This is a genomic window from Streptomyces boncukensis, assembly GCF_011045075.1.
Lineage (GTDB): Bacteria > Actinomycetota > Actinomycetes > Streptomycetales > Streptomycetaceae > Streptomyces > Streptomyces boncukensis.
On sequence record NZ_JAAKZZ010000051.1, the window covers coordinates 1 to 24,276 of the forward strand.

24 protein-coding genes and 1 pseudogene are annotated in these 24,276 nt (G+C 72.5%); 15 read left to right on the plus strand and 10 right to left on the minus strand.

Annotation, left to right across the window (positions count from 1 at the left end):
* A partial coding sequence (locus G5C65_RS07860; RefSeq protein ID WP_165297922.1) for a hypothetical protein occupies positions 1-981 on the plus strand: 981 nt, incomplete at its 5' end.
* A 52-nt stretch (positions 982-1,033) separates the two neighbouring features.
* Here the strand turns inward: G5C65_RS07860 and tgmC are convergent.
* From tgmC to G5C65_RS07875, 3 genes are all read right to left on the minus strand, one after another.
* The gene (tgmC, locus tag G5C65_RS07865; protein ID WP_338146273.1) at positions 1,034-2,227 is read right to left on the minus strand and encodes an ATP-grasp peptide maturase system methyltransferase; all 1,194 of its coding nucleotides are present in this window, start codon (positions 2,225-2,227) and stop codon (positions 1,034-1,036) included.
* A 259-nt stretch (positions 2,228-2,486) separates the two neighbouring features.
* Complete coding sequence (locus tag G5C65_RS07870; protein WP_165297924.1) at positions 2,487-2,951, minus strand: hypothetical protein; 465 nt, start codon at positions 2,949-2,951, stop codon at positions 2,487-2,489.
* Positions 2,948-3,181, minus strand: coding sequence for a hypothetical protein (locus G5C65_RS07875; protein WP_165297925.1), 234 nt, complete (start codon positions 3,179-3,181; stop codon positions 2,948-2,950). The genes G5C65_RS07870 and G5C65_RS07875 overlap by 4 nt, the downstream gene beginning before the upstream one ends.
* Before the next feature lie 260 nt (positions 3,182-3,441).
* Between G5C65_RS07875 and G5C65_RS07880 the strand changes: the two genes are divergently transcribed.
* From G5C65_RS07880 to G5C65_RS07925, 10 genes are all read left to right on the plus strand, one after another.
* Entirely contained in the window at positions 3,442-4,302 is an 861-nt protein-coding gene (locus tag G5C65_RS07880; protein WP_165297926.1) for a helix-turn-helix domain-containing protein, read from the plus strand.
* Positions 4,299-4,517: a DUF397 domain-containing protein gene (locus G5C65_RS07885; RefSeq protein WP_165297927.1), complete on the plus strand. Its 219-nt coding sequence runs from the start codon at positions 4,299-4,301 to the stop codon at positions 4,515-4,517. Before G5C65_RS07880 ends, G5C65_RS07885 begins: the two co-directional genes overlap by 4 nt.
* Positions 4,518-4,591: 74 nt before the next feature.
* The gene (locus tag G5C65_RS07890; protein ID WP_165297928.1) at positions 4,592-4,978 is read left to right on the plus strand and encodes a hypothetical protein; all 387 of its coding nucleotides are present in this window, start codon (positions 4,592-4,594) and stop codon (positions 4,976-4,978) included.
* 297 nt (positions 4,979-5,275) lie between these two features.
* Positions 5,276-6,532, plus strand: coding sequence for an amidohydrolase (locus tag G5C65_RS07895; protein ID WP_165297929.1), 1,257 nt, complete (start codon positions 5,276-5,278; stop codon positions 6,530-6,532).
* A 298-nt stretch (positions 6,533-6,830) separates the two neighbouring features.
* The gene (locus tag G5C65_RS07900) at positions 6,831-7,865 is read left to right on the plus strand and encodes a BMP family lipoprotein (protein ID WP_165297930.1); all 1,035 of its coding nucleotides are present in this window, start codon (positions 6,831-6,833) and stop codon (positions 7,863-7,865) included.
* A gap of 97 nt (positions 7,866-7,962) precedes the next feature.
* Positions 7,963-9,606: an ATP-binding cassette domain-containing protein gene (locus G5C65_RS07905; protein WP_165297943.1), complete on the plus strand. Its 1,644-nt coding sequence runs from the start codon at positions 7,963-7,965 to the stop codon at positions 9,604-9,606.
* Complete coding sequence (locus G5C65_RS07910; protein ID WP_165297931.1) at positions 9,603-10,787, plus strand: ABC transporter permease; 1,185 nt, start codon at positions 9,603-9,605, stop codon at positions 10,785-10,787. The genes G5C65_RS07905 and G5C65_RS07910 overlap by 4 nt, the downstream gene beginning before the upstream one ends.
* Complete coding sequence (locus G5C65_RS07915) at positions 10,784-12,076, plus strand: ABC transporter permease subunit (protein WP_165297932.1); 1,293 nt, start codon at positions 10,784-10,786, stop codon at positions 12,074-12,076. Before G5C65_RS07910 ends, G5C65_RS07915 begins: the two co-directional genes overlap by 4 nt.
* Before the next feature lie 7 nt (positions 12,077-12,083).
* The gene (locus G5C65_RS07920) at positions 12,084-12,485 is read left to right on the plus strand and encodes a cytidine deaminase (protein WP_165297933.1); all 402 of its coding nucleotides are present in this window, start codon (positions 12,084-12,086) and stop codon (positions 12,483-12,485) included.
* A 245-nt stretch (positions 12,486-12,730) separates the two neighbouring features.
* A complete protein-coding gene (locus G5C65_RS07925; RefSeq protein WP_165297934.1) occupies positions 12,731-14,008 on the plus strand; it encodes a thymidine phosphorylase in 1,278 nt (425 codons plus the stop codon).
* A gap of 9 nt (positions 14,009-14,017) precedes the next feature.
* On the opposite strand, the gene G5C65_RS07930 is transcribed toward G5C65_RS07925, so the two are convergent.
* Together G5C65_RS07930 and G5C65_RS07935 are read right to left on the minus strand one after the other, a co-directional pair.
* Positions 14,018-14,953: a class I SAM-dependent methyltransferase gene (locus tag G5C65_RS07930; RefSeq protein ID WP_165297935.1), complete on the minus strand. Its 936-nt coding sequence runs from the start codon at positions 14,951-14,953 to the stop codon at positions 14,018-14,020.
* A 70-nt stretch (positions 14,954-15,023) separates the two neighbouring features.
* Complete coding sequence (locus G5C65_RS07935) at positions 15,024-15,992, minus strand: LysR family transcriptional regulator (protein WP_165297936.1); 969 nt, start codon at positions 15,990-15,992, stop codon at positions 15,024-15,026.
* Positions 15,993-16,085: 93 nt separating this feature from the next.
* On the opposite strand from G5C65_RS07935, the gene G5C65_RS07940 reads away from it, so the two are divergent.
* Positions 16,086-17,348 (plus strand): MFS transporter, encoded by a 1,263-nt coding sequence (locus G5C65_RS07940; RefSeq protein WP_165297937.1) that lies wholly within the window; start codon positions 16,086-16,088, stop codon positions 17,346-17,348.
* A gap of 82 nt (positions 17,349-17,430) precedes the next feature.
* Here the strand turns inward: G5C65_RS07940 and G5C65_RS07945 are convergent, their stop codons facing one another.
* Positions 17,431-18,183 carry an alpha/beta hydrolase gene (locus G5C65_RS07945; RefSeq protein ID WP_165297938.1) on the minus strand — a complete coding sequence of 251 codons (753 nt, stop codon included), beginning with the start codon at positions 18,181-18,183 and terminating at the stop codon, positions 17,431-17,433.
* Between the two features lie 108 nt (positions 18,184-18,291).
* Here G5C65_RS07945 and G5C65_RS07950 point away from each other — a divergent pair, with 108 nt between their 5' ends.
* Positions 18,292-19,446 carry an adenosine deaminase gene (locus tag G5C65_RS07950; RefSeq protein ID WP_165297939.1) on the plus strand — a complete coding sequence of 385 codons (1,155 nt, stop codon included), beginning with the start codon at positions 18,292-18,294 and terminating at the stop codon, positions 19,444-19,446.
* Positions 19,447-19,634: 188 nt separating this feature from the next.
* Positions 19,635-19,931 (plus strand): hypothetical protein, encoded by a 297-nt coding sequence (locus tag G5C65_RS07955; protein ID WP_165297940.1) that lies wholly within the window; start codon positions 19,635-19,637, stop codon positions 19,929-19,931.
* Positions 19,932-20,122: 191 nt separating this feature from the next.
* Here the strand turns inward: G5C65_RS07955 and G5C65_RS07960 are convergent, their stop codons facing one another.
* The 4 genes from G5C65_RS07960 to afsQ1 all read right to left on the minus strand — a co-directional run bounded on the left by G5C65_RS07960 (position 20,123) and on the right by afsQ1 (position 23,868).
* Positions 20,123-20,716 carry a VanZ family protein gene (locus G5C65_RS07960; RefSeq protein WP_338146274.1) on the minus strand — a complete coding sequence of 198 codons (594 nt, stop codon included), beginning with the start codon at positions 20,714-20,716 and terminating at the stop codon, positions 20,123-20,125.
* A 131-nt stretch (positions 20,717-20,847) separates the two neighbouring features.
* A complete protein-coding gene (locus tag G5C65_RS07965; protein ID WP_241265636.1) occupies positions 20,848-21,471 on the minus strand; it encodes a hypothetical protein in 624 nt (207 codons plus the stop codon).
* Positions 21,468-23,084, minus strand: coding sequence for a sensor histidine kinase (locus G5C65_RS07970; RefSeq protein WP_165297945.1), 1,617 nt, complete (start codon positions 23,082-23,084; stop codon positions 21,468-21,470). Before G5C65_RS07970 ends, G5C65_RS07965 begins: the two co-directional genes overlap by 4 nt.
* Positions 23,085-23,190: 106 nt before the next feature.
* Entirely contained in the window at positions 23,191-23,868 is a 678-nt protein-coding gene (gene afsQ1, locus G5C65_RS07975) for a two-component system response regulator AfsQ1 (protein WP_338146275.1), read from the minus strand.
* A gap of 213 nt (positions 23,869-24,081) precedes the next feature.
* On the opposite strand from afsQ1, the pseudogene G5C65_RS39060 reads away from it, so the two are divergent.
* Positions 24,082-24,276, plus strand: a pseudogene (locus G5C65_RS39060) (SigE family RNA polymerase sigma factor); the annotation flags it as partial.

The window sequence follows — 24,276 nt, forward strand, 5'->3', positions numbered from 1 at the left end:
GACCCGCTCACCATCGTCATCCTCTCGCCCCACGACCCCATGACCCGGGGCCAGCTGCGCCGCATGGCGGAGCTGGCCCGGGACGAGGGGGTCACGGTGCGCTGGGAGGAGGCCCGGGGCGGCGCGCTGGCGGGCCTCGCCTCCTTCTCCTCCCTCGCGGGCACGCTGCGCCGCGCGGGCGCCCTCGTCATCGGCGACCCCTTCTCCCGCTACGTCCAGCTCCTCCTCGCCGCTCTCCCCGCCCGCGCGTCCCGCGCGATCACGGTGGTCGACGACGGCACCGCCACGATGGAGTTCGTCACCCAACTCGCCCAGGGCGAGCGCTTCGTACGCTGGCACCGCAAGGGCAAGGGCGGCATCGCCGCCAGGGCGCACGCGCTCGCCTTCGCCCCGGTCTCCCGCCGCGCGCGCCGCCGCCTCACGCCCCGCAAGGGCCGTACGGTCGAGGTGTTCAGCGCGATGCCGGTGGAGCCCCCGCCCCAGGTGACCATCAAGGCCAACGACTTCTCCTGGACCCGGGCCCGCTTCGGCCCGCCCCGCGTCAAACAGGGCGCGGACCTGGTGGGCACCTCCCTGGTGGAGACCGGCGTCGTCGACACCGACCACTACCTCGAAGCCGTCACCTCCCTGGCCCGCGCCCACGGCGCCACCCGCTACTTCGCGCACCGCCGCGAGAGCAGCGAGAAGCTCCACCAGATCAGCGCGGCAACGGGCCTGGAGATCGTCCGCCCGGACCTCCCCCTCGAACTGGTCGCCAGACGGGGCCCGGTGGGCCACACCATCCTCAGCTTCCCCTCCACCGTCGTCCACACCCTCCCCCTGGCCCTCCAGGGCACCCCGGTCACGGTCGTCGTCTGCGACGTGGACCCGGCCTGGCTCACCCACACCGCCTCCCCCCGCGCCCAGGGCTTCCTGGCCGGCGTCACCGGAACGGCCCGAGGCGTCCGCAGACTCACCCGCGAGGTCACCCACCCGGCGTGAGCCGGGTCATCTGGCGGTCCGGGGCACTCGCCCGCAGGCCGGTGTCCTGGACTCAGGCGCTCAGCGGCGGATGCGGGTGCTGCCAGCGGAGGGCGGGATGCTCCGCGATCCAGTAGACGTGTGCTTCGGGAGTGACGGTCAGCCGAACCGCGGTGATGTCCGGCTCGTCGGCTTCCTGCCAGGCTGACACCGCGTACTCGATGGCGTCCCAGATGGCTACGGGCCCGCCTTGCCGGACGTTCCAGCGGTCCCCGTCGGCAGTGAGGGCCGCGAACGCTTCCCGGCCGGTGTCGAACAGATACACCGTCTCGCGGCCGCTGCTCGTGGCGCGGACGAGTTGGCTCCCGGGAGCCGCGAGTTGGGCCAGGAACGCGGGCATCCACTCTCTCAGCAGGTCCGGCGACAGAGCGGTTTCGCGTTCGGTGTCGGCGTAGGCGGCGCGGGCGGCGAGGTCTCCGGAAAGCGGAACGGCGGCCTGTGCTCGGGCAGGCATGAAGGAGGTCCGCGCGATGACGCGCCCTTCCGCCGTGCCGTCGTCCTTGACCGTGAGCTTGACCAGTCCGGTGCCGTAGGACCAGGCGCTGGGGCCCACGGTGGCCAGGATGACGCCTCCGGGCCTGGTCTGCCGCACCCAGGCGTAGGGGATGCGGCGGAGCGCACACGTGGCGACAGTGCGGTCGTACGGGGCTCGGCGCGGGTGGCCCAGGAGCCCGTCCCCGGTGACGGTCCACGTCGAGTAGCCCAGCGCCTCCAATGCGTCGTCCGCCCGCTTGGCCACCTCGGGGTCGACTTCCACAGAGGCGACGTTGTCCGCCCCGAGGCGGTGGCACAGCAGCCCGGTGGAGTACCCGGTCCCGGTGCCGATCTCCAGTACCTTCATCCCGTCTTCCACGTCCAGCGCTTCGCTCATCCCGACGACGGTTGCGGGCATCGTGGAGGAGGAGGTGGGGAAGCCACTCACCGGCCCGTCCGCCGTCTCGGCGGTCACGTGGCCGTCGAGCTGAGTCACCCAGGTCTCGTTCCGGTACACGAGGGCCAGCCACTCGGCGGCATCGGCGGCCCGAGTGACGGGAACGTACCGGGGGACGCCGTCCGGGCCGGGCTCGTCCCGGAAAAAGGAAGGCAGGAACTGCTCCCGGGGGACTTCTTCGACCGCCTTTCGCCATGCGGCTGTCTTCAGTACGCCGTCTTGTGCGAGGAGGTCTGCGAGCCCGTGGCGGAGTTCGGCGGAGTCGGGAGGGGGCACGGTGCGGCTCCTTGCTCCAGGAGGTCGGCGAGAGCGGCGGCGATGGGCGGCCCGGTGCCCGATCAAGGTTGCCGGAGACCAGGCCGAGGCGTCATCCCGTCCATGTGCGCGCACGCGGTGGCGGTTTCGGGCACGCGGGCTCGTGGAGCCATAGGGTGACGCCGCCCCCGCTGGCGCTGTCGTCCTTGCTGTACTTCTTGAGCGGTGTGGAGCGGGTGGCAGGCTGATCACAGCGCGCACAGCGCGCATGCATGGCGGATCACCCCGGCATGAGCGCGTAGCGGGGACCGTTCCAGCCGAGCCAGGCGAACGCGCGGTGCGCAGCCGCCCCGGTGACGGTCTCGGCGAGCTCGTCGGGGTCGGTGAAGGCGGCGGTGCTGCCGAGCGGGACGATCCAGCGGCGTCCGCGTACCACCCACTGGCCCTCTGCCGACCTCGTGTGCGGCACCGGGCACGGGAGACGTCCCGAGCGGACGCAGGTGGTACCGGGCAGCGGCGGCCAGGACTCGGCCGTGCCCGCAGGTACGACGAATTCCAGGGCGCCGCGCGGCGGGACGTCGAGCACGGGGCCGACAGCCACCCCGCGGCCCCGTAGCCGCAGCACCGCGTCGAGGCCGACGGGGCGTACGACCCGTACGGCGTCCCACAGCCGGCCGGCCCGGGGAGCGGATGCCGCTGCGTCCGCCGGCACAGCCCAGGTCCCGGCATCGGTTCCGGATGTCATGAGGGTCCCTCCTCCGTTGCAGCACGCTGCGGACAGCGGGGGCAGATCCGCATGCGGTACGCGACTCGCCGACCCGAGTCCGGATCGACGCGACACGCGAGCTCGCCGTCCCGGAGCCCGTCCGTGGCGCCGCAGTAGGCGCACGCCTCCCCGCTGAGCCGTCTGCGGAGCTCGGGGTGCACGTGGGTGAGGTCGTTGTGCTGGTGCCAGGCGTCCGCTGTGTCAGCCATTGGCTCAGCCTCCCTGGTTCCGGTCGGCGTTCCGCTTGATCACGAAGTGCGACGACACAACTGCGATCCGTCGCGTCGATACCGCCGAGAATGGCACCTTGGAACGTGTCGTGCAATGGCTCAGCACGTGTTCGGCACGTGCTGAACAACTCTGCGAATCCGAGCCGCGAAGGAGAGGCCACATGTGCGGCTCGCGCAGGGGATGCGGCAAACTGACGTTGAGCACGTTCGTCGCGACGACGGAGGGTCAGAGGACAAGCATGGCTACCAACCCGATCGTGCACCGGAGGCAGCTCGGCGCCGAGTTGCGCCGCCTCCGCGAGGCTGCGGGACTCGGCGCCAAGGATGCGGCCAAGGCCCTCAGGTGCGACCCGTCGCGGGTGAGCCGCATCGAACTGGGGCGCGGAACCGCTGTGGCGAAGGCGGACGATGTGCGTACCCTGTGCAAGCTGTATGGAGTCGCGGACGGCGGCAAGGTCGATGCCCTGCTCGACATGGTGACCAGCTCGCAGCAGCGCGGGTGGTGGCAGACGTACGAGGGAGTGCTCCCCTCCGGTCTCGACACCCTGATGAGTCTGGAGACCACCGCGCATACTGAACGGGCGTGGGAGCCGCTGCTGGTGCACGGACTGCTGCAGACTCCCGATTACGCACGGGCTGTCCTGAACTCCGCTCGGATCCACCGCCCCAGCGATATCGACGATCTCGTCCAAGTCCGGTCTCAGCGTGCGCGGCTGATGGAAGACAGGGAGCCGTTGCCCCCTCTGAACCTGTGGCTCGTTCTGGACGAAGCGGCGCTCATCCGCCCGCTGGGCGGCCCGGCCGTCATGCGTGAGCAGCTCAACCATCTTCGGGAGATGGCTGACTCACCCCAAGTGACGATTCAGGTCTACCCGTTGCGGAAGCACGCTCACCCGAGCCTTGGCGGTGCGTTCTCCATGCTGGAGTTCGACACCTCCGGCCCCGTGGTCTACGTGGATTCACCGGCCGGAAACCTGTACCTGGAGAAACAGAACGACGTGCGGCGCTTCGCGCATCAGTTTGACCTGCTGAAGGCGTCTGCGTGCGATCCCGATGAGTCAACGGCATTGCTCGAACGCGCCGCTGAGGAGATGCGATGAATCTCGACAGACCAGAGCTCAAGAACGCCGACTGGTTCAAGTCCAGCGCCTCCAGCGCCAATGGCGGATGCTTGGAAATCGCGTTCCTGAGCGAGGGGAACGTGGCTATACGCGACACCGAAGATCTCGGTAACCCACCGTTCGTCGTGAGCCGTCATGTGTGGGAGTGCTGGCTCGACGGAGCCAAGAACGGCGAGTTCGACCACCTGACCTGAGACGGTCACTTCCGCAGGCGGCGAACGGCCGGCTCTCTGCCCCGAGCGTCGGCCCTACGCCGCGACGACAGCAGATGCCTGACCTTCACTGGCACGCCTTCGCGTGGAACGGCAGCGCCGTCCCGCCGGACGGCCAGGCGCGGGACAGCGACGTGGCGGTCATGCCGAGAGAGCTGGCCGACTGGTTCCGCAAGCCGGAGCAGCTGCACAAGGGGGCCTTCGCCACTGCCGAGGCCGCCCATGAGTGGCTGGCGAAGGAGCTGGCAGGGGTCGTCACGGCTTCCGGGCGTACGCCCGACACCGGGCTGGCCCACGCGCTCATACGGCTCAGGCTCGGCCAGGACGGCTATGTCGGCCTGTACGCGTCCGGCGGCTTCCTGGTACGGGCGCTGCTCACCTGCCCTCGCACAGGCGGGGACGCGAGGCCGGTGCCGTGTCCCGGACGCGGAGGCGTGGCCTGAGCGGGGGCGTGAGCACCGGGGGGCGACGTCAGCGCCACCAGCGTCCCGACAGGGGACGAATCCGACGCGCCTCGTGGCTGAAATGTACCGTCCGGGCGCCAGGACACCCTGTGCCGGAAACGGGGCGGCCGAGGGGACCTGCCGTCCCCTACGCCAGCGGCCCCGCACAGGAAGCGTTCATTCATACCCATCCCCATACGGACATAACCGCCGCCCGGCCCACTTTTCTTCCCCTGTGCGACTGAACTTTGCGGAATACCGCACCAGTTGTCGAGGTTCACCCCTTAGTCTCGGTCCATGAACGAACTCCTGTCCCCTGCACCGGAGGTGGACACACCCGCGGAGCCCGGTCTGCCCGGCAGACTTCCCGAGACCCTCAGGCGCGAGCTCGTCGCCTTCCGTCGCGATCTCCATATGCACCCCGAGCTGGGGAACCAGGAGTTCCGCACGACCTGCGCGCTCAAGACCCGCCTGGAGCGGGCCGGGCTGTATCCCCGGGTGCTCGCCGCGGGCACCGGGCTCGTGTGTGACATCCGCCCCGATGTGGACGCCCGAACGGAAGACCGTGCGGCTGCCGCGCGCCCCCTGCTCGCGCTCCGCGCCGATATCGACGCACTGCCCATCCCGGACGTCAAGGACGTGCCCTACCGGTCCACGGTCCCGGACCGGGCGCACGCCTGCGGACACGACGTCCACACCACCGCCGTCCTCGGCGCCGGGCTCGTGCTCACCGAGCTCGCGCGCTCGGGGGAGCTGCCCAGGCCCGTGCGGCTGCTCTTCCAGCCCGCGGAGGAGGTGCTGCCCGGCGGCGCCCTGGACGCGGTGGAGGGCGGGGCGCTGGACGGGGTGGACCGCATCGTCGCGCTGCACTGCGACCCGCGCGTGGACGCGGGCCGCATCGGGCTGCGCACCGGGCCGATCACCTCGGCCTGCGACCGGCTGGAGATCACCCTCAGCGGCGCGGGCGGGCACACGGCCCGCCCGCATCTGACCACCGATCTGGTGACGGCCGCCGCCAAGGTCGCCACCGAGGTGCCCGCGCTGCTCTCCCGCCGGGTCGACGCCCGCTCCGGGATGGCGCTGACCTGGGGCCGGATCGCTGCGGGGCACGCGCCGAACGTGATCCCGCAGCGCGCCGAGCTGTCCGGCACGCTGCGCTGCCTCGACCTCGCCAGCTGGCGTAAGGCGCCGGACCTGGTGCACGCGGCGGTGGACGAGGTGGCGGCGCTGCACCGCGCCAAGTGCGAGCTGAACTACATCCGCGGCGTGCCCCCGGTCGTCAACGAGCCGGAGTCCACCGCGCTGCTGCGGCGCGCGATGACGGCGCGCTGCGGGGCCGGCTCCGTCGAGACCACCGAGCAGAGCCAGGGCGGGGAGGACTTCTCCTGGTATCTGGAGCGGGTGCCGGGGGCGATGGCCCGGCTCGGGGTGCGGACGCCGGGGGACCGCCGCGTCCGCGATCTTCACCAGGGGGACTTCGACGTGGACGAGTCGGCGATCCCCGTCGCCGTCGAGCTGCTCACCGCCGCCGCGCTGCTGAGTCCGGCCGCCTAGTGCCGTGACCGGCGGATCCCTGCCGGGTCGGGGCTGCCCCTTGCGCTTCGCTGCGGGGTGCGGGTGTGGTGTGGTTGCGCGCGCAGTTCCCCGCGCCCCTGCGGGGCGCCATGGTGAGCGGGGCCTCACAGCGGGGCCGTCACAGGGGGTCGTCACTGGAGGGCCGGAACGCCCTTCGCTGCGATCCGATAACGGCCCTCGCACTGTCTTCTGCCGGAATTCTACGCGCGTTAATCTGTGCGCGAAGCAGCGCCGGAAGACACGCTTTGGCGCTTCCAGAGTCGAAGGGGACGTCCTCTTGCGTCGGGTAACACAGCTTGCCGCCGCGGCCACCGCCACCGCGGCCCTCGCACTGACCGTCACGGCGTGCGGTGAGAGCTCATCGGATTCTGGCGGGGGTGAGAAGGGCAAGGGCGTCGGTCTGGCCTTCGACGTCGGCGGCCGGGACGACCACTCCTTCAACGAGGCCGCGGCCCGCGGCACCGACCGCGCCAAGAAGGAGCTCGGCGTCAAGGTCAAGCAGATGACCGCCGGGAACAACGAGACCGAGGCCACCCGCGAGCAGCGCCTCACCTCGCTCGCGGAGGCGGGCTACGACCCGGTCATCGGCGTGGGCTTCAACTACGGCAAGTCGATCAACAAGGTCGCCAAGGACTTCCCCGACACCACCTTCGGCGTCGTCGACTCCGGCTCGGAGCAGAAGAACGTGGCGGGCATGACCTTCGCCGAGCACGAGGCGTCCTACCTGGTCGGGGTCGCCGCGGCGAAGAAGACCAAGTCGAAGAAGGTCTCCTTCATCGGCGGCGTGGACAACGCGCTCATCCAGAAGTTCGAGGCCGGCTACGTCAAGGGCGTCAAGGACACCGACCCCAAGATCAAGGTCGAGGTCGACTACCTCTACAAGGAGTCGGACAAGGGCTTCAACGACCCGGCGCGCGCCAAGGACATGGCCAAGGGCATGCTCGGGCGCGGCAACGACGTGATCTACACCGCGGCCGGCCAGTCGGGCGCGGGCTCCATCGAGGAGGTCAGCAAGAAGAAGGGCGCCTGGGCCATCGGGGTCGACTCCGACCAGTACCGGCAGAAGGGCCTGGAGAAGTACCGCGGCGCCATCCTGACCTCCGCCGTGAAGAACGTCGACGTGGCCGTCTTCGACCTGATCAAGTCCGTCAAGGACGACAAGCCGATGACCGGCGACCTGACCTTCGACCTCAAGAAGGACGGCGTCTCGGTGGCGACGTCCGGCGGGTTCATCGACGACATCAAGGACGACGTCGACAAGGCGTCCAAGAAGATCGCCGACGGCGAGGTCAAGGTCCCCTCCACGCCGTAACGGCGCCCGGCGCCCTTCCGCGGCGCTCTCCGTCGTCCCGCCGCGCCGGCCGCGCCCCCTTCCGCCGGCCCGCGCGGCGGGAGGGAACAACCCGCTCATTCGCGGAGGAGTTGTCATTTCCAGCCCAGACACCACCGATGGTGTCGCCGTCGAGCTGCGGGGGATCACCAAACGGTTCCCCGGCGTCGTGGCGAACCGCGATATCGACATCGCGGTCCGCCGGGGCACCGTGCACGCGCTCGTCGGCGAGAACGGCGCCGGCAAGTCGACGCTGATGAAGATCCTCTACGGCATGCAGAAGCCGGACGAGGGCACCATCAGCATCAACGGCGAGCGGGCCACCCTGCACAGCCCGGCCGACGCCATCGCGCGCGGCATCGGCATGGTGCACCAGCACTTCATGCTCGCCGACAACCTCACCGTGCTGGAGAACACGGTGCTCGGCGCCGAGGGCCTGCACGGCATCGGCGGCCGGGCCCGGCAGCGGATCATGGAGCTGTCGGACGCCTACCAGCTGGGCATACGCCCCGACGAACTGGTGGAGGACCTCGGCGTCGCCGACCGGCAGCGGGTGGAGATCCTCAAGGCGCTCTACCGCGGCGCCCGGACGCTGATCCTCGACGAGCCCACCGCGGTGCTGGTGCCGCAGGAGGTCGACGCGCTGTTCGCCAACCTCCGCGAGCTGAAGGCCGAGGGGCTGACCGTCGTGTTCATCTCGCACAAGCTCGGCGAGGTGCTGTCCGTCGCGGACGCGATCACCGTGATCCGGCGCGGTACGACGGTGGCGTCCGTCTCGCCCGGCGAGACGACGCCCAAGCAGCTGGCCGAGCTGATGGTGGGCAGCGAACTGCCCACGCCCGAGACCCGCGAGTCGACGGTCACCGACGCCCCGATGCTGACCGCCGAAGGGCTGCGGCTGTCGGCGACCGACTCGGACGGGGTGGTGCGGGCCGTGCTGGACGGCGTCTCGTTCACCATCCACAAGGGCGAAGTGCTCGGCATCGCGGGCGTCGAGGGCAACGGGCAGGCCGAGCTGGTCGAGGCGGTCATGGGGATGCGCACCCCCAAGGACGGCACCCTCACCCTGGACGGCGCGGACATCACCCGGCTGGCCACCCGCGGCCGGCGCGAGGGCGGCATCGGCTACATCCCCGAGGACCGGCACCGGCACGCGCTGCTGCTGGAGGCTCCGCTGTGGGAGAACCGCATCCTCGGGCACGCCACCGAGCCGCCGAACGCCGGGGGGCGGCTGTTCGGCATCCCGGGCCTGCCCCGGCTGCTGGCGCTGCGCGGCGCCCGTACGGACAGCGCGCGCATCGTCGACGCGTACGACGTGCGCACGCCCGGTATCGAGGTCACGGCGGCCAGCCTGTCCGGCGGCAACCAGCAGAAGTTCATCGTCGGCCGCGAGATGAGCCACCGCCCCAAGCTGCTGATCGCCGCACACCCGACGCGCGGTGTGGACGTGGGCGCGCAGGCGCAGATCTGGGACCAGATCCGCGCGGCGCGCCGGGAGGGCCTGGCGGTGCTGCTGATCTCCGCCGATCTGGACGAGCTGATCGGGCTGTCGGACACGCTGCGCGTGATGTACCGGGGACGGCTCGTCGCGGACGCCGACCCGGCCACGGTCACCCCTCAGGAGCTGGGCTCCGCCATGACCGGAACCGCGTCCGGACACCTGGAACACCCCGACACCCCCCAGGACGCGGCCTGGGGCCCGGCCTCCGAGGAGGAGCGATGAACGACCTCGGGGAGACGCCGGAGCAGCGGGCGCTCCACCGGCACCTGGAGGACCGGTACTGGCTCCGGCTGCGCGGCAGGTTCAGCAAGGAGAAGCTGATACTGGCGCTGGCCGCGCCCGTGCTGGCCATCGTGGCGGCGCTGGTCCTCTCCTCCCTGGTGATCGCGGCCAGCGGCAAGGACCCGCTGCACGCGTTCTCCGTGATGATCGACTTCGGCTCGAAGAGCGACAGCCAGGTCTGGATCGTCAACAAGGCCATCCCGTACTACCTCTCGGCTGCCGCCGTCGCCATCGGCTTCCGGATGAAGCTGTTCAACATCGGTGTGGACGGGCAGTACCGGGTCGCGGCGTTCTTCGCGGCGGCCGTCGGCGGCGCCCTGGCGCTGCCCGGCGCGATCCAGATCCCGATCATCATCCTCACCGCGATGGCGGTCGGCGCGGTGTGGGCGGGCATCGCGGGCGTGCTGAAGACGACCCGCGGCGTCAGCGAGGTCATCACCACGATCATGCTGAACTCCATCGCGGGCTCGCTGATCGGCTACTTCCTCTCCGAGGACAAGCTGGCCGTCAAGGACGGCAACCTCTTCCACACCACCAACCTGCCCGACTCCAGCCACTTCTTCACCATCCCGACCGACCCCAAGCCGATCTACGGCACCATCGTGATCGCGATCGCCGTCGGGCTGGCGTACTGGTTCGTGCTCGGCCGCACCCGCTTCGGCTTCGATCTGCGCGCCGTGGGCCGCAGCGAGCCCGCGGCGGCGGCCAGCGGCGTCAGCGTCAAGCGGATGGTCGTCACCAGCATGCTGCTGTCCGGCGCGGTCGCCGGGCTGGTGGGCATGCCGACGCTGCTGAACGTCTCGTACAACTACGGTACCGACTTCCCCGCCGGCATCGGCTTCACCGGTATCGCCATCGCGCTGCTGGGCCGCAACCACCCGATCGGCATGGCGCTCGCTGCGCTGCTGTGGGGCTTCCTCGAACGCACCGGCATCCGGCTGGAGTTCGAGGACTACGCGCAGGAGATCGTGGAGGTGATGCAGGGGATCATCGTGCTCTGCGTGGTGATCGCCTATGAGACCGTGCGCCGCTACGGGCTCCGGGTCCAGCAGCGCAAGGTCGGCGAGGAGCTGAGCGCGCGGGCCGCCGGTACCAACGACAAGCCGGAGGTGTCCGCGTGAGCAGCGCCGACCTCGCCACGAAGCGACCGCGCCCCGGGAGCCGGCCGCGGCTCTCGTACCCCGTGATCCTGCTGCTCATCGCGGGCGGACTCGTCCTGTTCTCCCTCACCCGCATCGTCACCGGCTCCCACCAGCTCACCGACAGCGGGCAGTTCTCCTCCGCGCTGGGGGCCGCGGTGCCCATCGGGCTGGCCGGGCTCGGCGGGCTGTGGGCGGAGCGCGCAGGCGTCATCAACATCGGCCTCGAAGGCATGATGATGCTCGGCACCTTCGCCGCCGGCTGGATCGGCTGGCAGCACGGCCCCTGGGCCGCGGCGCTCGCCGGGATCGCGGGCGGCGTGCTCGGCGGGCTGATCCACGCGCTGGCCACCGTCACCTTCGGCGTCGACCACATCGTCTCCGGTGTCGCCATCAACATCCTCGCGCTCGGCCTGGTGCGCTATCTGGCCAAGCTCTGGTTCGGCGCCGAGGGCAGCGAGGCGGCCGAGGCGGGCGGCAACGACAAACAGTCGCCGCCGATGGACGACATGCCGACGTTCACCGTGCCCGGCCTCTCCGGCGGGCTGCACTCGATCGAGAAGCACCACTGGTTCCTCGTCTCCGACCTCGCCGGGCTGCTGCGCGGCCTGTGCCACGAGGTGTCCTGGCTGACGCTGCTCACCGTCGCGCTGTTCGCCGGCAGCTTCTTCGTGCTGTGGCGCTCCTCGTTCGGGCTGCGGCTGCGGTCCTGCGGCGAGAGCCCGACGGCCGCCGAGTCGCTGGGCGTCAACGTCTACCGGTACAAGTACGCGGCGCTCGCCGTCTCCGGCGGGCTCGCCGGGCTCGGCGGCGCGTTCCTCACCATCGGCGTGCACATCTACCAGGAGGGCCAGACCGGCGGGCGCGGCTACATCGGCCTCGCCACCATGATCTTCGGCAACTGGCGCCCCGGCGGCGTCGCCATGGGCGCGGGCCTGTTCGGCTTCATGGACGCGCTGCGGGTGCGCGCCGGCGGCGAGACCGTCCACGCGCTGCTGCTGCTGGTCGCGGTGGCGCTGGTGGGGCTGGCGGTGTGGAAGCTGCGCGGCGGTCTGCGGGCCGCGCGGCGCGTCGCGAGGCTCCAGGCGGCCGTCGCGCTCATCATCGCCGTACTGCTGATCATCTGGTACGTGACGACCGACACCGTCGCGCTGGAGTTCGTCGAGATGACGCCGTACATCACCACCCTGCTGGTGCTCTCCCTCGCGGCGCAGCGGCTCCGCCCGCCCAAGGCGGTCGGCAGGTCGTACCGCCGAGGCGAAGGGACGTAGCCGGACCGTGACCGTGGACCAGGCAGTGGACTGGGAGGGACTGCGGGAGCGGGCCAGGGACGCGCTGGCCCGCGCCTACGTCCCGTACTCCGGCTTCCCCGTCGGCGCGGCGGCGCTCGTCGACGACGGGCGGACCGTGACGGGCTGCAATGTGGAGAACGCGTCCTACGGGCTCACCCTGTGCGCCGAGTGCGGACTCGTCTCGGCGCTGTGTGCGAGCGGGGGCGGCCGGCTGACCGCGTTCACCTGTGTGGGCGGCGACGACGCGCGGGTGGTCGCCCCGTGCGGGCGGTGCCGCCAGCTGCTGTGGGAGCACGGCGGGGCCGGGCTTCTTGTCGAGGCCCCGTCAGGGATCCGCCGGCTCTCCGAGCTCCTGCCCGACGCGTTCGGGCCCTCGGAGCTTCCCTGAACGGGACCGGTGCCCTTTGCCGGGCCGGGGCTGCCCCTTGCCGCGCGTCGCGGCCCGCCGGTGCGTGGCAAGTTGCTCGCGCAGTTCCCCGCGCCCCTTCGGGGCACGTCCGGCGCAGGGCTGCCCCGTAAGGGGCGCGGGGAACTGCGCGAGCGGCCACAGCAGCGCCGCAGTCCGCGACGCGCGGTAAGGGGCAGCCCCTCCCGCGACCCAGCCAGACATTTCGGAAAGGAAGAACCGCCACCATGGACGCCATCTCCGTCATCCGCGCCAAGCGCGACAGGCACCCGCTCACCGAGGACCAGATCGACTGGATCATCGACGCCTACACCGCGGGCACCGTCGCCGACGAGCAGATGTCGGCCCTCGCCATGGCGATCTTCCTCAACGGCATGAGCCGCGCCGAGATCGCCCGCTGGACGGCCGCGATGATCGGCTCCGGGGAGCGTATGGACTTCTCCTCGCTGCCCCGCCCCACGGCCGACAAGCACTCCACGGGCGGCGTCGGCGACAAGATCACGCTGCCGCTGGCCCCGCTCGTCGCCGCCTGCGGCGCGGCCGTGCCGCAGCTGTCCGGGCGCGGCCTCGGCCACACCGGCGGCACCCTGGACAAGCTGGAGGCCATCCCCGGCTGGCAGGCCGCCCTGTCCAACGCCCGGATGATGGACGTGCTGCGCGAGGTCGGCTCCGTGATCTGCGCGGCGGGCGACGGCCTCGCCCCCGCCGACAAGCGGCTCTACGCGCTGCGCGACGTCACCGGCACCGTCGAGGCGCTCCCGCTGATCGCCTCCTCCATCATGTCCAAGAAGATCGCGGAGGGTACGGACTCGCTGGTCCTCGACGTCAAGGCGGGCTCCGGCGCGTTCATGAAGACCGCCGAGGACGCCCGGGAGCTGGCCACCACCATGGTGGAGCTGGGCGCCGACCACGGGGTGCGCACGGTTGCGCTGCTCACCGACATGTCCACGCCGCTCGGCCGCACCGCGGGCAACGCGCTGGAGGTCCGCGAGTCCGTCGAGGTCCTGGCGGGCGGCGGCCCGTCCGACGTGGTCGAGCTGACCCTGGCGCTGGCCCGCGAGATGCTCGCCGGCGCCGGGCTCCCGGACGCCGACCCGGCCAGGGCGCTGGCCGACGGCCGCGCCATGGACGTCTGGCGCCGCATGATCACCGCCCAGGGCGGCGACCCGGACGCGCCGCTGCCCACGGCGCGGGAGCAGCATGTGCTCACCGCGCCGTCCTCCGGCGTCCTCACCCGCCTCGACGCCTACGCCGTCGGCCTGTGCGCCTGGCGGCTGGGCGCCGGCCGCGCGCGCAAGGAGGACCCGGTGCAGCCGGGAGCGGGCGTCGAGCTGCATGCGAAGCCGGGCGACCTGGTGGTGGAGGGCGCCCCACTGCTCACCCTCCACACGGACACCCCGAACGCCCTCGGCTACGCGGAGGCGGCCCTGGAGGGCGCCTACGAGGTCGGTACGGCGGACGACTTCACCGCCACCCCGCTGCTCCTGGGCAGGGTCGGCGCCTGACGCCCGCTGTCACGCGCGGGCCGTGTGCACCGTCGACGCGGTCACCCAGAAGGCGTCGGGACGCCGCCGGATCCCCTCCGGGGAGCCGTCGTCCAGCAGCGCGTCCAGCGTGCCGACGTCGTCGTCCGCCAGCAGCCCGGCGAACGCCTCGCGGGCCCGCGCCAGCAGGTCGTACAGGTGGTCGCGGGCCGGCTCCCCCAGCGGGGCCCGCAGCTCGGTGAGGAACGTCCGGCTGCCCGTCGGCGTCAGCCCGGCCGCGGCCAGCATGGCGGGCCAGTCCTCCACCGTCCGGGCGCTGTCCGGAAGGTCGGACCGCATCTGGGCGAACCACTCCTCGACCGCCGCGTCGAGCCGGGCCTGGAAGCCGGGGCGCCCGATGCCGAAGTCGCGGGGCAGAAAGCGCTGCGGCAGCCCGCCCTCGCGCACGGCCAGCAGCCCGCCCGGCCGTACGGCGCCGGCGAGCTGGGCCAGCGCGGACTGCTGGTCGCCCAGGTGGTGGACGACATGGCTGGTCCAGATCAGATCGGCGGTGCCCAGGTCCGCGAGGTCCCCGGGGAGGTCGGCCCGGCGGGTGGTGACGCGGTCGGCGAGCCCCTCCCGCCCGGCGCGCGTCCGGGCGCGCTCCAGCAGCCCGGCGGCGCCGTCCACCGCGACGGCCTCGGCGTGCGGGAAGGCGCGGGCCAGATGCGCCGTGCTGACGCCGGGGCCGCTGCCGACGTCCAGCACCCGGGTGACGGCCGGGCCGCCGCAGCCGCCCTCCAGCAGCAGGCCGCTCAGCCAGGCCGCCGCGTCCTGGAGGAGGTCCGACTGCAGCTCGGCCTCGCGCTCCAGCCGGTCGGCCATCGCCTCCCAGTCCAGGTCGTAGTCGCCGTCGCCCCCGCCGTGGTGATGGGCGTGGTGGTGGGCGTGGGCAGGTGTGGGGTGGTCCGTGTGGTGTGCGTTCATGCCAGGAGCGTGCGGCGTTCCGGATCCGGGGACAACTTCTGTTGCCGGTTCCGGGACATCCGCGCCGTCCTCACCCGGGCAGCAACTGGCCCCGGCGGCCGAGCAGGAACCGCTTGAACGCCTCGACCGGCGCCGTCTCCGGCTGCCCCGCGGGCCACGCGAGGCCGATCTCGCGGACCGCCCGCGGCGCCGTGACGGCCAGCTCGTGCACGCCCGGCCGGGGGATCGCCGGAGGCGGCAGCAGCGCCACGCCCAGGCCGACCGCCACCAGCCCGCGCACCGTCTCGGCCTCCTCGCCCTCGAACGCGATGCGCGGCGTGAACCCGGCACGGGCGCACAGCGTGTCCAGGATGCTGCGCATGCCCCGGCCGCGTTCGAGGGTGACGAAGGACTCGTCGGCCGCCTCCGCGAGCCGGACCCGCTTGCGGCCCGCGAGCCGGTGGCCCTCGGGGACGACCAGCCGCAGCCGCTGCTCGTCCAGCCGCCGGGCCACCAGCTCCGGGGACTCGGGGCCCGGCACCGGCGAGGTCAGGCACAGGTCCAGCTCGCCCGCGCGGAGCCGGTCCAGCATGGCCTCGCCGTAGTCCTGGATGAGCGCGAACCGCACCCGCGGATGGTCGGCGCGGAAGGCGCGCAGCAGCCCCGGCACCGTCTCCCAGCCGAGGGTGTGCAGAAAGCCGAACGCGACCTTGCCGGAGGCGGGGTCGGCGTCGGAGCGCACCGACTCGGCTGCCTGTTCGACGACGGCCAGGGCGCGTTCGGCGGAGGCGAGGAACGTACGGCCCGCGGGGGTGAGGGAGACGGTGCGCCCCCGGCGCGCGAACAGCGCGACCCCCAGGTCGGCTTCGAGCCGGGCGAGGGCCCGGCTCAGCGAGGACTGCGGAATGCCGAGCTCCTGTGCGGCGCGTGTGACGTGCTCGTGCCGGGCGACGGCGGCGAACTGGGCGAGGCGCGGGGCGAGCAGGCCGCCCCAGCCGGTGCCGGGACCGTGTCCGTCGAGTGTGACGGGACTGTCCCGGCCGTTACGTGGCGATGACATGGCGACCCCTGGCTGCGGTGATGCGTCAGTGCATCGATTCTCGCAGTTCCGTGCATTGGACGGATGAGGCCGGGCCCTCCTACGTTCGAGGGCATGCCTGCTGATACCAGGGCGTCCACCGGGGGTGTGGACGCCTCTCCCGGTGACCCCGACGCGACCAAGCTCAGCCCCGGCGACCCGGGGCACGGCCGGATGCGGATGGCGCTGTTCGCCGCCGGCCTGTCCACGTTCGCGCTGCTCTACTCCACCCAGGCCATGCTGCCGGAGATCTCCCACGACCTGGGCGCGGCCCCGGACCGGGCCAGCTGGACCGTCTCCGGCGCGACCGTCGGGCTGGCCGTGGCGGTGCTGCCGCTGGCGGCGCTCTCCGAGCGATTCGGGCGGCGCCGGATGCTCACCGCCGCGCTGGCCGCCGCGGTCGCGCTGGCCCTGGTCATCCCGCTCGCGCCGAACCTCGGCACCCTGGTCGCGCTGCGCACGCTGCAGGGCGCGGCGGTCGCGGGCGTGCCCGCCTCCGCCATGGCGTATCTCGCGGACGAGGTGCGCGCACGGCACCTGGTGGGCGCCGTCGGGCTGTTCGTGGCGGGCAACAGCGTCGGCGGGATGAGCGGCCGGATCCTCACCGGCTGGGTCACCCAGGTGTGGGGGTGGCGCGCTGGGCTGCTGGCGGTGGCGCTCACCTCGCTGCTGTGCGCGGTCGCGTTCCGGCTGCTGGCGCCGCCCGCCCGGCACTTCACGCCCGCCTCGCTGCGGCCCCGCGCGGTCGCCCGTACGGTCGGCGGACATCTGCGCAACGCGCTGCTGCTGCGGCTGTACGCGATCGGGCTGCTGTTCATGACGGTGTTCGGCGCCGTCTACACGGTGATCGGCTACCGCCTGGTGGCCGCGCCCTTCGGGCTCTCCCAGGGGCTCGTCGGCTCCATCTTCGTGATCTATCTGGCGGGTACGGCCGTCTCGGCGACGGCGGGCCGGCTCAACGCCCGGCTGGGGCGGCGCGGCACGCTGTACGTGGGCATCGCGCTGGCGTCGGCGGGCCTGCTGCTGACCCTGGCCGACCGCCTGCTCGCGGTGGTGGCCGGACTCGTGCTGATCACCGCGGGCTTCTTCGCGGGGCACGCGGTCGCGTCCGGCGCGGTGAGCCGCACGGCGGGCGGCGCGGGCGCGGCGCAGGCGTCCGCGCTCTACCAGATGGCCTACTACACCGGCAGTTCGGCGGGTGGCGCGCTGGGCGCGCTCGCCTTCGCGGCCGGGGGCTGGGAGGCCACGGTCGCGCTGGGCCTCGGCGCGATGGCGGCAGCGGGCGGTGTCACGCTGTACGGAACGCGGCAGGCGGTGCCGGCTGCGGCGCGCGGATGACCGGTGGCGCGCCACGGCCGGTGCGCTCCTGCTGGTTCGCGGAGATCCACGGGCGCCCCGAAGGGGTGCGGGGAACAGGGGTTCACCGCAGGGTGCGGCCGAACCCCGAGGCGAGCGGCATCCGCAGTCCCAGCGGCGGCGGTGCCGCCATCGCGTCCACCAGCGGGCGCGCGAAGTCCCGCGCACACAGCGTGCCGAGCACGAAGTCCCGGGCCAGCGCCGCCACCTCGGCGGAGTGCCGGCGCAGCCCGTGCCCGTCCGTGTGCACCTCGAACCGGCAGACGGAGCTGTTCACCTTCTTGACCCGCTCCGCGTACCGGAAGGAGTACTCGGGGTCGCTGTGCGCGTCGTCCGTGCCGTGCACCATCAGCACCTGACGCCCCACCAGTTGCCGCACCGGCTCCGTCGTGTGCGCGCCCTCCGGCAGCCACAGCGCGAGCGCCAGCACCGAGGCGACCGCCGGATGGCCCGCGGCGCGCAGCGCCGCGCGGGCCCCCACATCCGTGCCGACCAGGGACACCGCGACGTCCCCGTACCGGCGTACGGCCTCCTCCACCGCCCACTCCGCGTCCTGCGCGGGGTGCGCCGCCTCGTCGTTCCAGCCGCGGTAGCGGTAGTGGAGGACGTGGGAGACCACCCCGTCGCGGTGCGCGGAGCGCGTGACGCGGCGGGCCAGCGTCAGCGCCGACGCCGCCGCCACGGCCGAGGTGCGCCGCGCGCTGTGCGCCGCGCCGCCGCCCGGCAGTACCAGTACCACGGCCTGCGGGGCGGTGTCGGTGGCCCCCGTCGGCCGTCCCAGTCGTGCTTCCCGCTCGGGCAACGCTCGCTGAGCCATGGCAGAACGATGGCAGAAGTCGCGGTGTACGGAGCCCGGCGTGCGATCACCATTCCGTATCAAGCGCGGACGCGTGCGATCTACGCGCGTAGGAGCTAGAGTGCCGAGATGGCAAGCGAATCCCCGAGCGCTTCCGCAAGCGCATCCCCCAGCCCTGTCCCCGGCTCCGCTGAGATCCGCCGCGCTCCCAAGGTCCTGCTGCACGACCACCTCGACGGGGGTCTGCGCCCCGCCACCGTCGCCGAACTCGCCCGCGAGACCGGGTACGGCGCGCTCCCCGAGACCGACCCGGACCGGCTGGGCGCCTGGTTCCGGGAGGCCGCCGACTCCGGTTCGCTGGAGCGGTACCTGGAGACGTTCTCGCACACCGTCGGCGTGCTGCAGACCCGCGAGGCGCTGGTCCGGGTCGCCGCCGAGTGCGCCGAGGACCTGGCCGCCGACGGCGTGGTGTACGCCGAGGTCCGGTTCGCGCCCGAGCTGCATCTGGAGCGCGGACTCACGCTCGAACAGGTGGTCGAGGCGGTCAACGAGGGCTTCCGGGAGGGCGAGCGCCGGGCCCGCGAGACGGGCCACCGGATCCGGGTCGGCGCGCTGCTGACGGCGATGCGGCACGCGGCCCGCGCGCTGGAGATCGCCGAACTGGCCAACCGCTACCGCGATCTGGGCGTCGTCGGCTTCGACATCGCGGGCGCCGAGGCCGGGCACCCGCCGACCCGGCACCTGGACGCCTTCGAGTATCTGAAGCGGGAGAACAACCACTTCACCATCCACGCGGGCGAGGCGTTCGGGCTGCCCTCGATCTGGCAGGCCCTCCAGTGGTGCGGCGCCGACCGGCTCGGGCACGGCGTGCGCATCATCGACGACATCCAGGTGCACGATGACCAGTCGGTGAAGCTGGGGCGGCTCGCCGCGTACGTACGGGACAAGCGCGTGCCGCTGGAGATGTGCCCGAGCTCCAACCTGCAGACCGGCGCCGCCGACTCGTACGACGAGCACCCCATCGGCCTGCTGCGCCGCCTCCACTTCCGGGTGACCGTCAACACCGACAACCGTCTGATGAGCGGCACGAGCATGAGCCGCGAGTTCGAGCACCTCGTGGGCACTTTCTCGTACACGCTGGACGACATGCAGTGGTTCACGGTCAATGCCATGAAGTCCGCGTTCATTCCTTTCGATGAACGTCTCGCCATGATCAATGAAGTGATCAAGCCCGGCTATGCCGCACTGAAGTCCGAATGGCTGTTCCGTGACTCCGCCCGCTGAACCGCGGTGACCAGCGCTTCTGCTGATCCGAGCGGGCGTGCGCCGGGGGGCGGAGGGCGACTTTGAGTGCGCCGTGTCGCGCCGGGGAGCCGCGACTGGCGGCGACCCCGGCGTGTTTGCCATGGCTTCGCGTTCCTGGCTACGTTCGCCGGGCTGCTCAAGCCCCCGTCACGAGGACGTAGTTACAGATGAAGCAGGCAACCAAGAAGTCCCTCGGCGTCGTCGCGCTGGGCGCCGCCGTCGCCGCAACCGGCGCGGGTGTCGCCTCCGCCGCCCCCCAGCAGGACACGCTCGGCACCCTGGGCAAGACCGCCGGCACCGCCGTCGAGACCGTCTCCGACGCCGACCTGCCCGGCCAGGTCTCCAAGACCGTGGAGGCCACCGGCAAGTCCCTGAACGAGCAGGACAAGGGCGAGAAGCCGGGCAGCAAGCCCGGCGGCGGCATGGTGGGCGGCCTCCCGGTGGGCCTGCCCCTCGGCGGCTGAGCGGTTCACAGCGGCGCGCGGAGTACGACGGCGGGCGCTCCTCCTGGTGGAGGGGCGCCCGCCGTCGGCGTGCCCGGTGGATCGTGCCGGGGCGGGGCTGCCCCCTGCTGTTTCGTCGCCGAGTGCGGGTCGTGCGTGGCGGGTCGCGCAGTTCCCCGCGCCCCTGACGGGGCACCGGCGTCGCGCCCCGGCTACGGTGCGATGCCGACCCTGGTTGCTCTCGGGGCCGCGCCCTGGGCGCTCCTCGGGGTCACCCCCCGGGCACCCTCGTCCCGCCGGGAGAGCCGCCCGGCCCGCGGCGACGGCGAGGGGGAAGGGCCCCGCGCGTGCGGCCCGTCCTCGTCCTCCCGGCCCAGGATCCACCGCCGCAGCGGCGGGAACGCCAGCAGCTGCGCCAGCGCCACCCCGGCCGTGTTCAGCATCACCGAGTCGATGTTCGCGACCTGCCAGGGCACCCAGGACTGCAGCAGCGCGATCCCCATCGCGACCAGCGCCCCCGCGATCACCGTCTGGGCCGCCGTCCCCAGCAGCGGGCGGCGCAGCCGCCCGGCGGCCAGCGGCAGCAGCACCCCGAGCGGGGCGAGCAGCAGCAGTCCGCCGCCGATCCCCTCCAGCGCGGCCCGCGGGCCGTCGGCGAGGTCGGCGCGGATGGTGGCGAACGGATGCAGGTTCGGCGGCGTCACCCAGGGGACCGAGCGCGGACGCAGCGTGAGCCATCCGACGAACACCAGATGCGCGGCCAGCAGGACAAGCCCTGCGACGCGGATTCGGGAGGCGGTGGTCACACCGCCAGAGCGATGGCTCTGCACACGCGGGGAGACGTCGCTACCGGCGAGTCCGGTTCCGCGCGGGGCTCCGGTGTGACCTGTGCAATGTCACCGCGTACGACTGCGCACCGCCCGGCGGGGCCCGGCGGTCACACCCGGGTGCCCGCGGTCTCGGCCGCCTCCGGGCGGGTGCGCAGCGCGGTGCCGCACTCGTACCGCTGCAGCTCCCCGCCGGGCTCGTCGGGCGGGCCGCCGAGGGTGACCGCGTGGTTGGCGTCGGCGGCCGCCGTGTCCGCGAGGGTGCACACGAGCTGGCCGAGCGCGAACGGCGGCAGCTCGCGCACCGGCGTGTTCAGCCGCAGCGCCTCCTCGGGGTCGCCGGCGGCCCGGCGGGTGATCCTCAGGTCGGCCGGGAGGGCCGTCTCGAAGCCCGCCGACCCCTCCTCCGCGTCCGGCTGCCGCCTCAGCTCCTCCAGCAGCCTGCGGGCGACCGGCAGCCGCTCGGCCGAGGAGCGCCCCTGCGGCATCTTCACCTCCCGCTCCACGGGCGCCACCCGGGAGCCGCACACCAGGAAGATACGGACGGCGGACGCCCCCTCGCCGCCGCGCCGGTTGTTCTCGGTGAGCACGCAGCCCACCCGGGAGGGCGCCGCGCCCGCGTCCACCGGGACGGACGTCGAGCGGATGCCGCATCCGGCCAGCAGCGCGCCGAGCGCCGCGACGGTGAGGAGCGGGGTGAGGGTCGTGCGGGCGGTGCGGTACGTACGGTTCATCGCTCGCCGTCCCGCCGCTGCCGTTCACCGTTCACGTCGCCGTCGCCGCTCCCGCCGTGCTCGTCCTGCGCGTCCTGCTCGCCGTGCGCGTCCTGCTCGCCGTGTTCACCGTGTTCGCCGTGCTCGTCGCGCTCCTCCCGCTCCCGCTCCTCCACGACGCGGCGGGCGTCCCTCGGCAGCCGCAGGGTGAAGACGGCGCCGCCCCCGGGTGCGTTGTGCGCGGTGATCTCGCCGCCGTGGATATGGGCGTTCTCCAGGGCGATGGACAGCCCCAGGCCGCTGCCCTCGGAGCGGGGGCGGGACGCGCTCGCCTTGTAGAACCGGTCGAAGACGTGCGGCAGCACCGCTTCGGGGATGCCGGGCCCCTGGTCGGCGATCTCGATCGCCAGCTCGGGCTCGCCGTCGTCGCGGGTGCGGGTGCGCACGGAGACCCGCACCGGGGAGCCGCCGTGCTTGAGCGCGTTGCCGATCAGGTTCGCCAGGATGACGTCGAGGCGGCGCGGGTCGAGCCGGGCGGTGATCCCGCGGTCGGCGTCCAGCTCCACCGCGTCCAGCCAGGCGCGCGCGTCGATACAGGCGGTCACCTGGTCGGCCACGTCCACGTCGTCCAGGACCAGCTTGGCCGTGCCCGCGTCGAAGCGGGTGACCTCCATCAGGTTCTCCACGAGATCGTTCAGCCGCCGCGTCTCGCTCACCACGAGCTGGACGGCGGGCGCGATCATCGGGTCGAGGTTCTCCTGCTCCTCCTCCAGCACCTCGGTCACCGCCGAGATCGCCGTCATCGGCGTACGCAGCTCGTGCGACATGTCCGCCACGAACCGCCGGCTGGACTCCTCCCGGGAGCTCAGGTCGGCCACCCGCCGCTCCAGCGACTCCGCCGTCCTGTTGAACGTCCGCGACAGCTCCGCCAGCTCGTCCGTGCCCGACACCCGCAGCCGGGTGTCCAGCTTGCCCTCGCCCAGTCTGCGGGCGGCCTCGGCGAGCCGCCGTACCGGCCGCAGCACCGTCGTCGCGGCGAACTGGGCCAGCAGCATCGCGCCGATCAGGGCCAGCCCGGTCGCGATGCCGAGCGACCAGGCGAGCGAGTTGAGGTCGTCCCGCTCGGGCGCCAGGGACTTGAGCATGTAGCCGGTCGGCGTCGGGCTCACGCCGATCACCTTGGCGCCGCCGATCAGATAGGGGTCCCCGCCCTTGGTGATCCGCTGCCAGTAGAGGTGGTACGGATACGAGTTCGCCGAGTCGACCTTGCGCTTCTTGGCGACGGCGCTGCGCAGCGACTCCGGCACGTGCTGGAGCGTGAAGTCGTCCTCGTTGGAGGCGGCGGCGCAGGGCCGGCCCTCGCGGGTCTCGCCGATCAGCAGCACCTGGTAGTCCTGGGTGGAGCGGGCCATCTTGCGGGCCGCGTCCCGCAACTGGTCGCACTCCACCTTGCGGGGCAGGTTGCCCGCGTTGTCCTCCATGGTCTTGCGGAAGTCGTTCAGCGCGGCGTTCTGCGCACGGGTGAGCACCGCGTCGCGGTTCAGCCAGTAGGCGATGCCGGAGGCGGAGACCGCGGCGGTCAGCGCGACGAGCGCGAAGACGACGACGAGCCGCAGGCGCAGCGTCGGCAGCATCCCGGCGAGCCGCCCCCGCACCCGCCCGGCCCTGGTGGTGGCTTCCGTCACCGCGTCCTTCCGTTCGCCCGGCCGGGACCGGCCGGGGCCACCGGCCGCGCGGCGCTCACGAGGGGGTGTCCAGCCGGTATCCCACGCCGCGCACCGTACGGATGAGGGTCGGCGAGGACGGCACGTCCTCGACCTTGGCGCGCAGCCGCTGGACGCACGCGTCGACCAGCCGCGAGTCGCCGAGGTAGTCGTGCTCCCACACCAGCCGCAGCAGCTGCTGCCGGGACAGCGCCTGCCCGGGGCGTCTGCTCAGCTCCAGCAGCAAGCGCAGCTCGGTGGGGGTGAGTTGCAGGTCCTCGCCGTTCTTGGTCACCGTCATCGCCGAGCGGTCGATGACCAGTGAGCCGAACGAGGCCGAGTCGTTGGACTCCCGTTCGCCGCGCCGCATCACGGCCCGGATGCGCGCGTCGAGCACCCGCCCCTGCACGGGCTTGACGACGTAGTCGTCCGCGCCCGACTCCAGGCCCACCACGACGTCGATGTCGTCGCTGCGCGCGGTCAGCAGGATGATCGGCAACTGGTCCGTGCGCCGGATGCGGCGGCACACCTCGAAGCCGTCGATGCCGGGCAGCATCACATCCAGCACGATCAGATCGGGCCGCTGCTCGCGCAGCAGCTTGAGGCCGTCCTCGCCGGACGCCGCGGTCACCACGCGGTGCCCCTGGCGGGTCAGACCCATCTCCAGGGCGGTACGGACAGCGTCATCGTCCTCGATCAGCAAAAGGAAAGGCACGCGCGCCATTCTGGCTCATTCCCGCCGCCGACTTCGACCGGCGGTCGGCTCCGGATCCGCTACGGCTCCCGGCCCCTCCACTGACCTGCGCACGAGGCGTACCGCGCGCGCTTGTGACAGCGCTGTGACAGACGGCAGACCTGACGATGAAACTGGCCCGGCAGTGTGTACGGCATCAAGCAAGCGACCGGGTTGGCTCCAAGGGGGCGCGAGATGAACACACTGCACAGCACCGCGACGAGCGCAGTACTTCACACGCGCCTGCATGTCCCTTCGGTTCCCGCCCCCTCGGCCCGGTCGGGTGAGAAGTCCGGTGCCGCACTGAGCGGACGGGGGTGCGCTCGTGGCACCGGGCGGAAGCGGCCGCCGCACATCGCGGTGGTGGAGGGGCTCAGGGGGGAGCCCCTC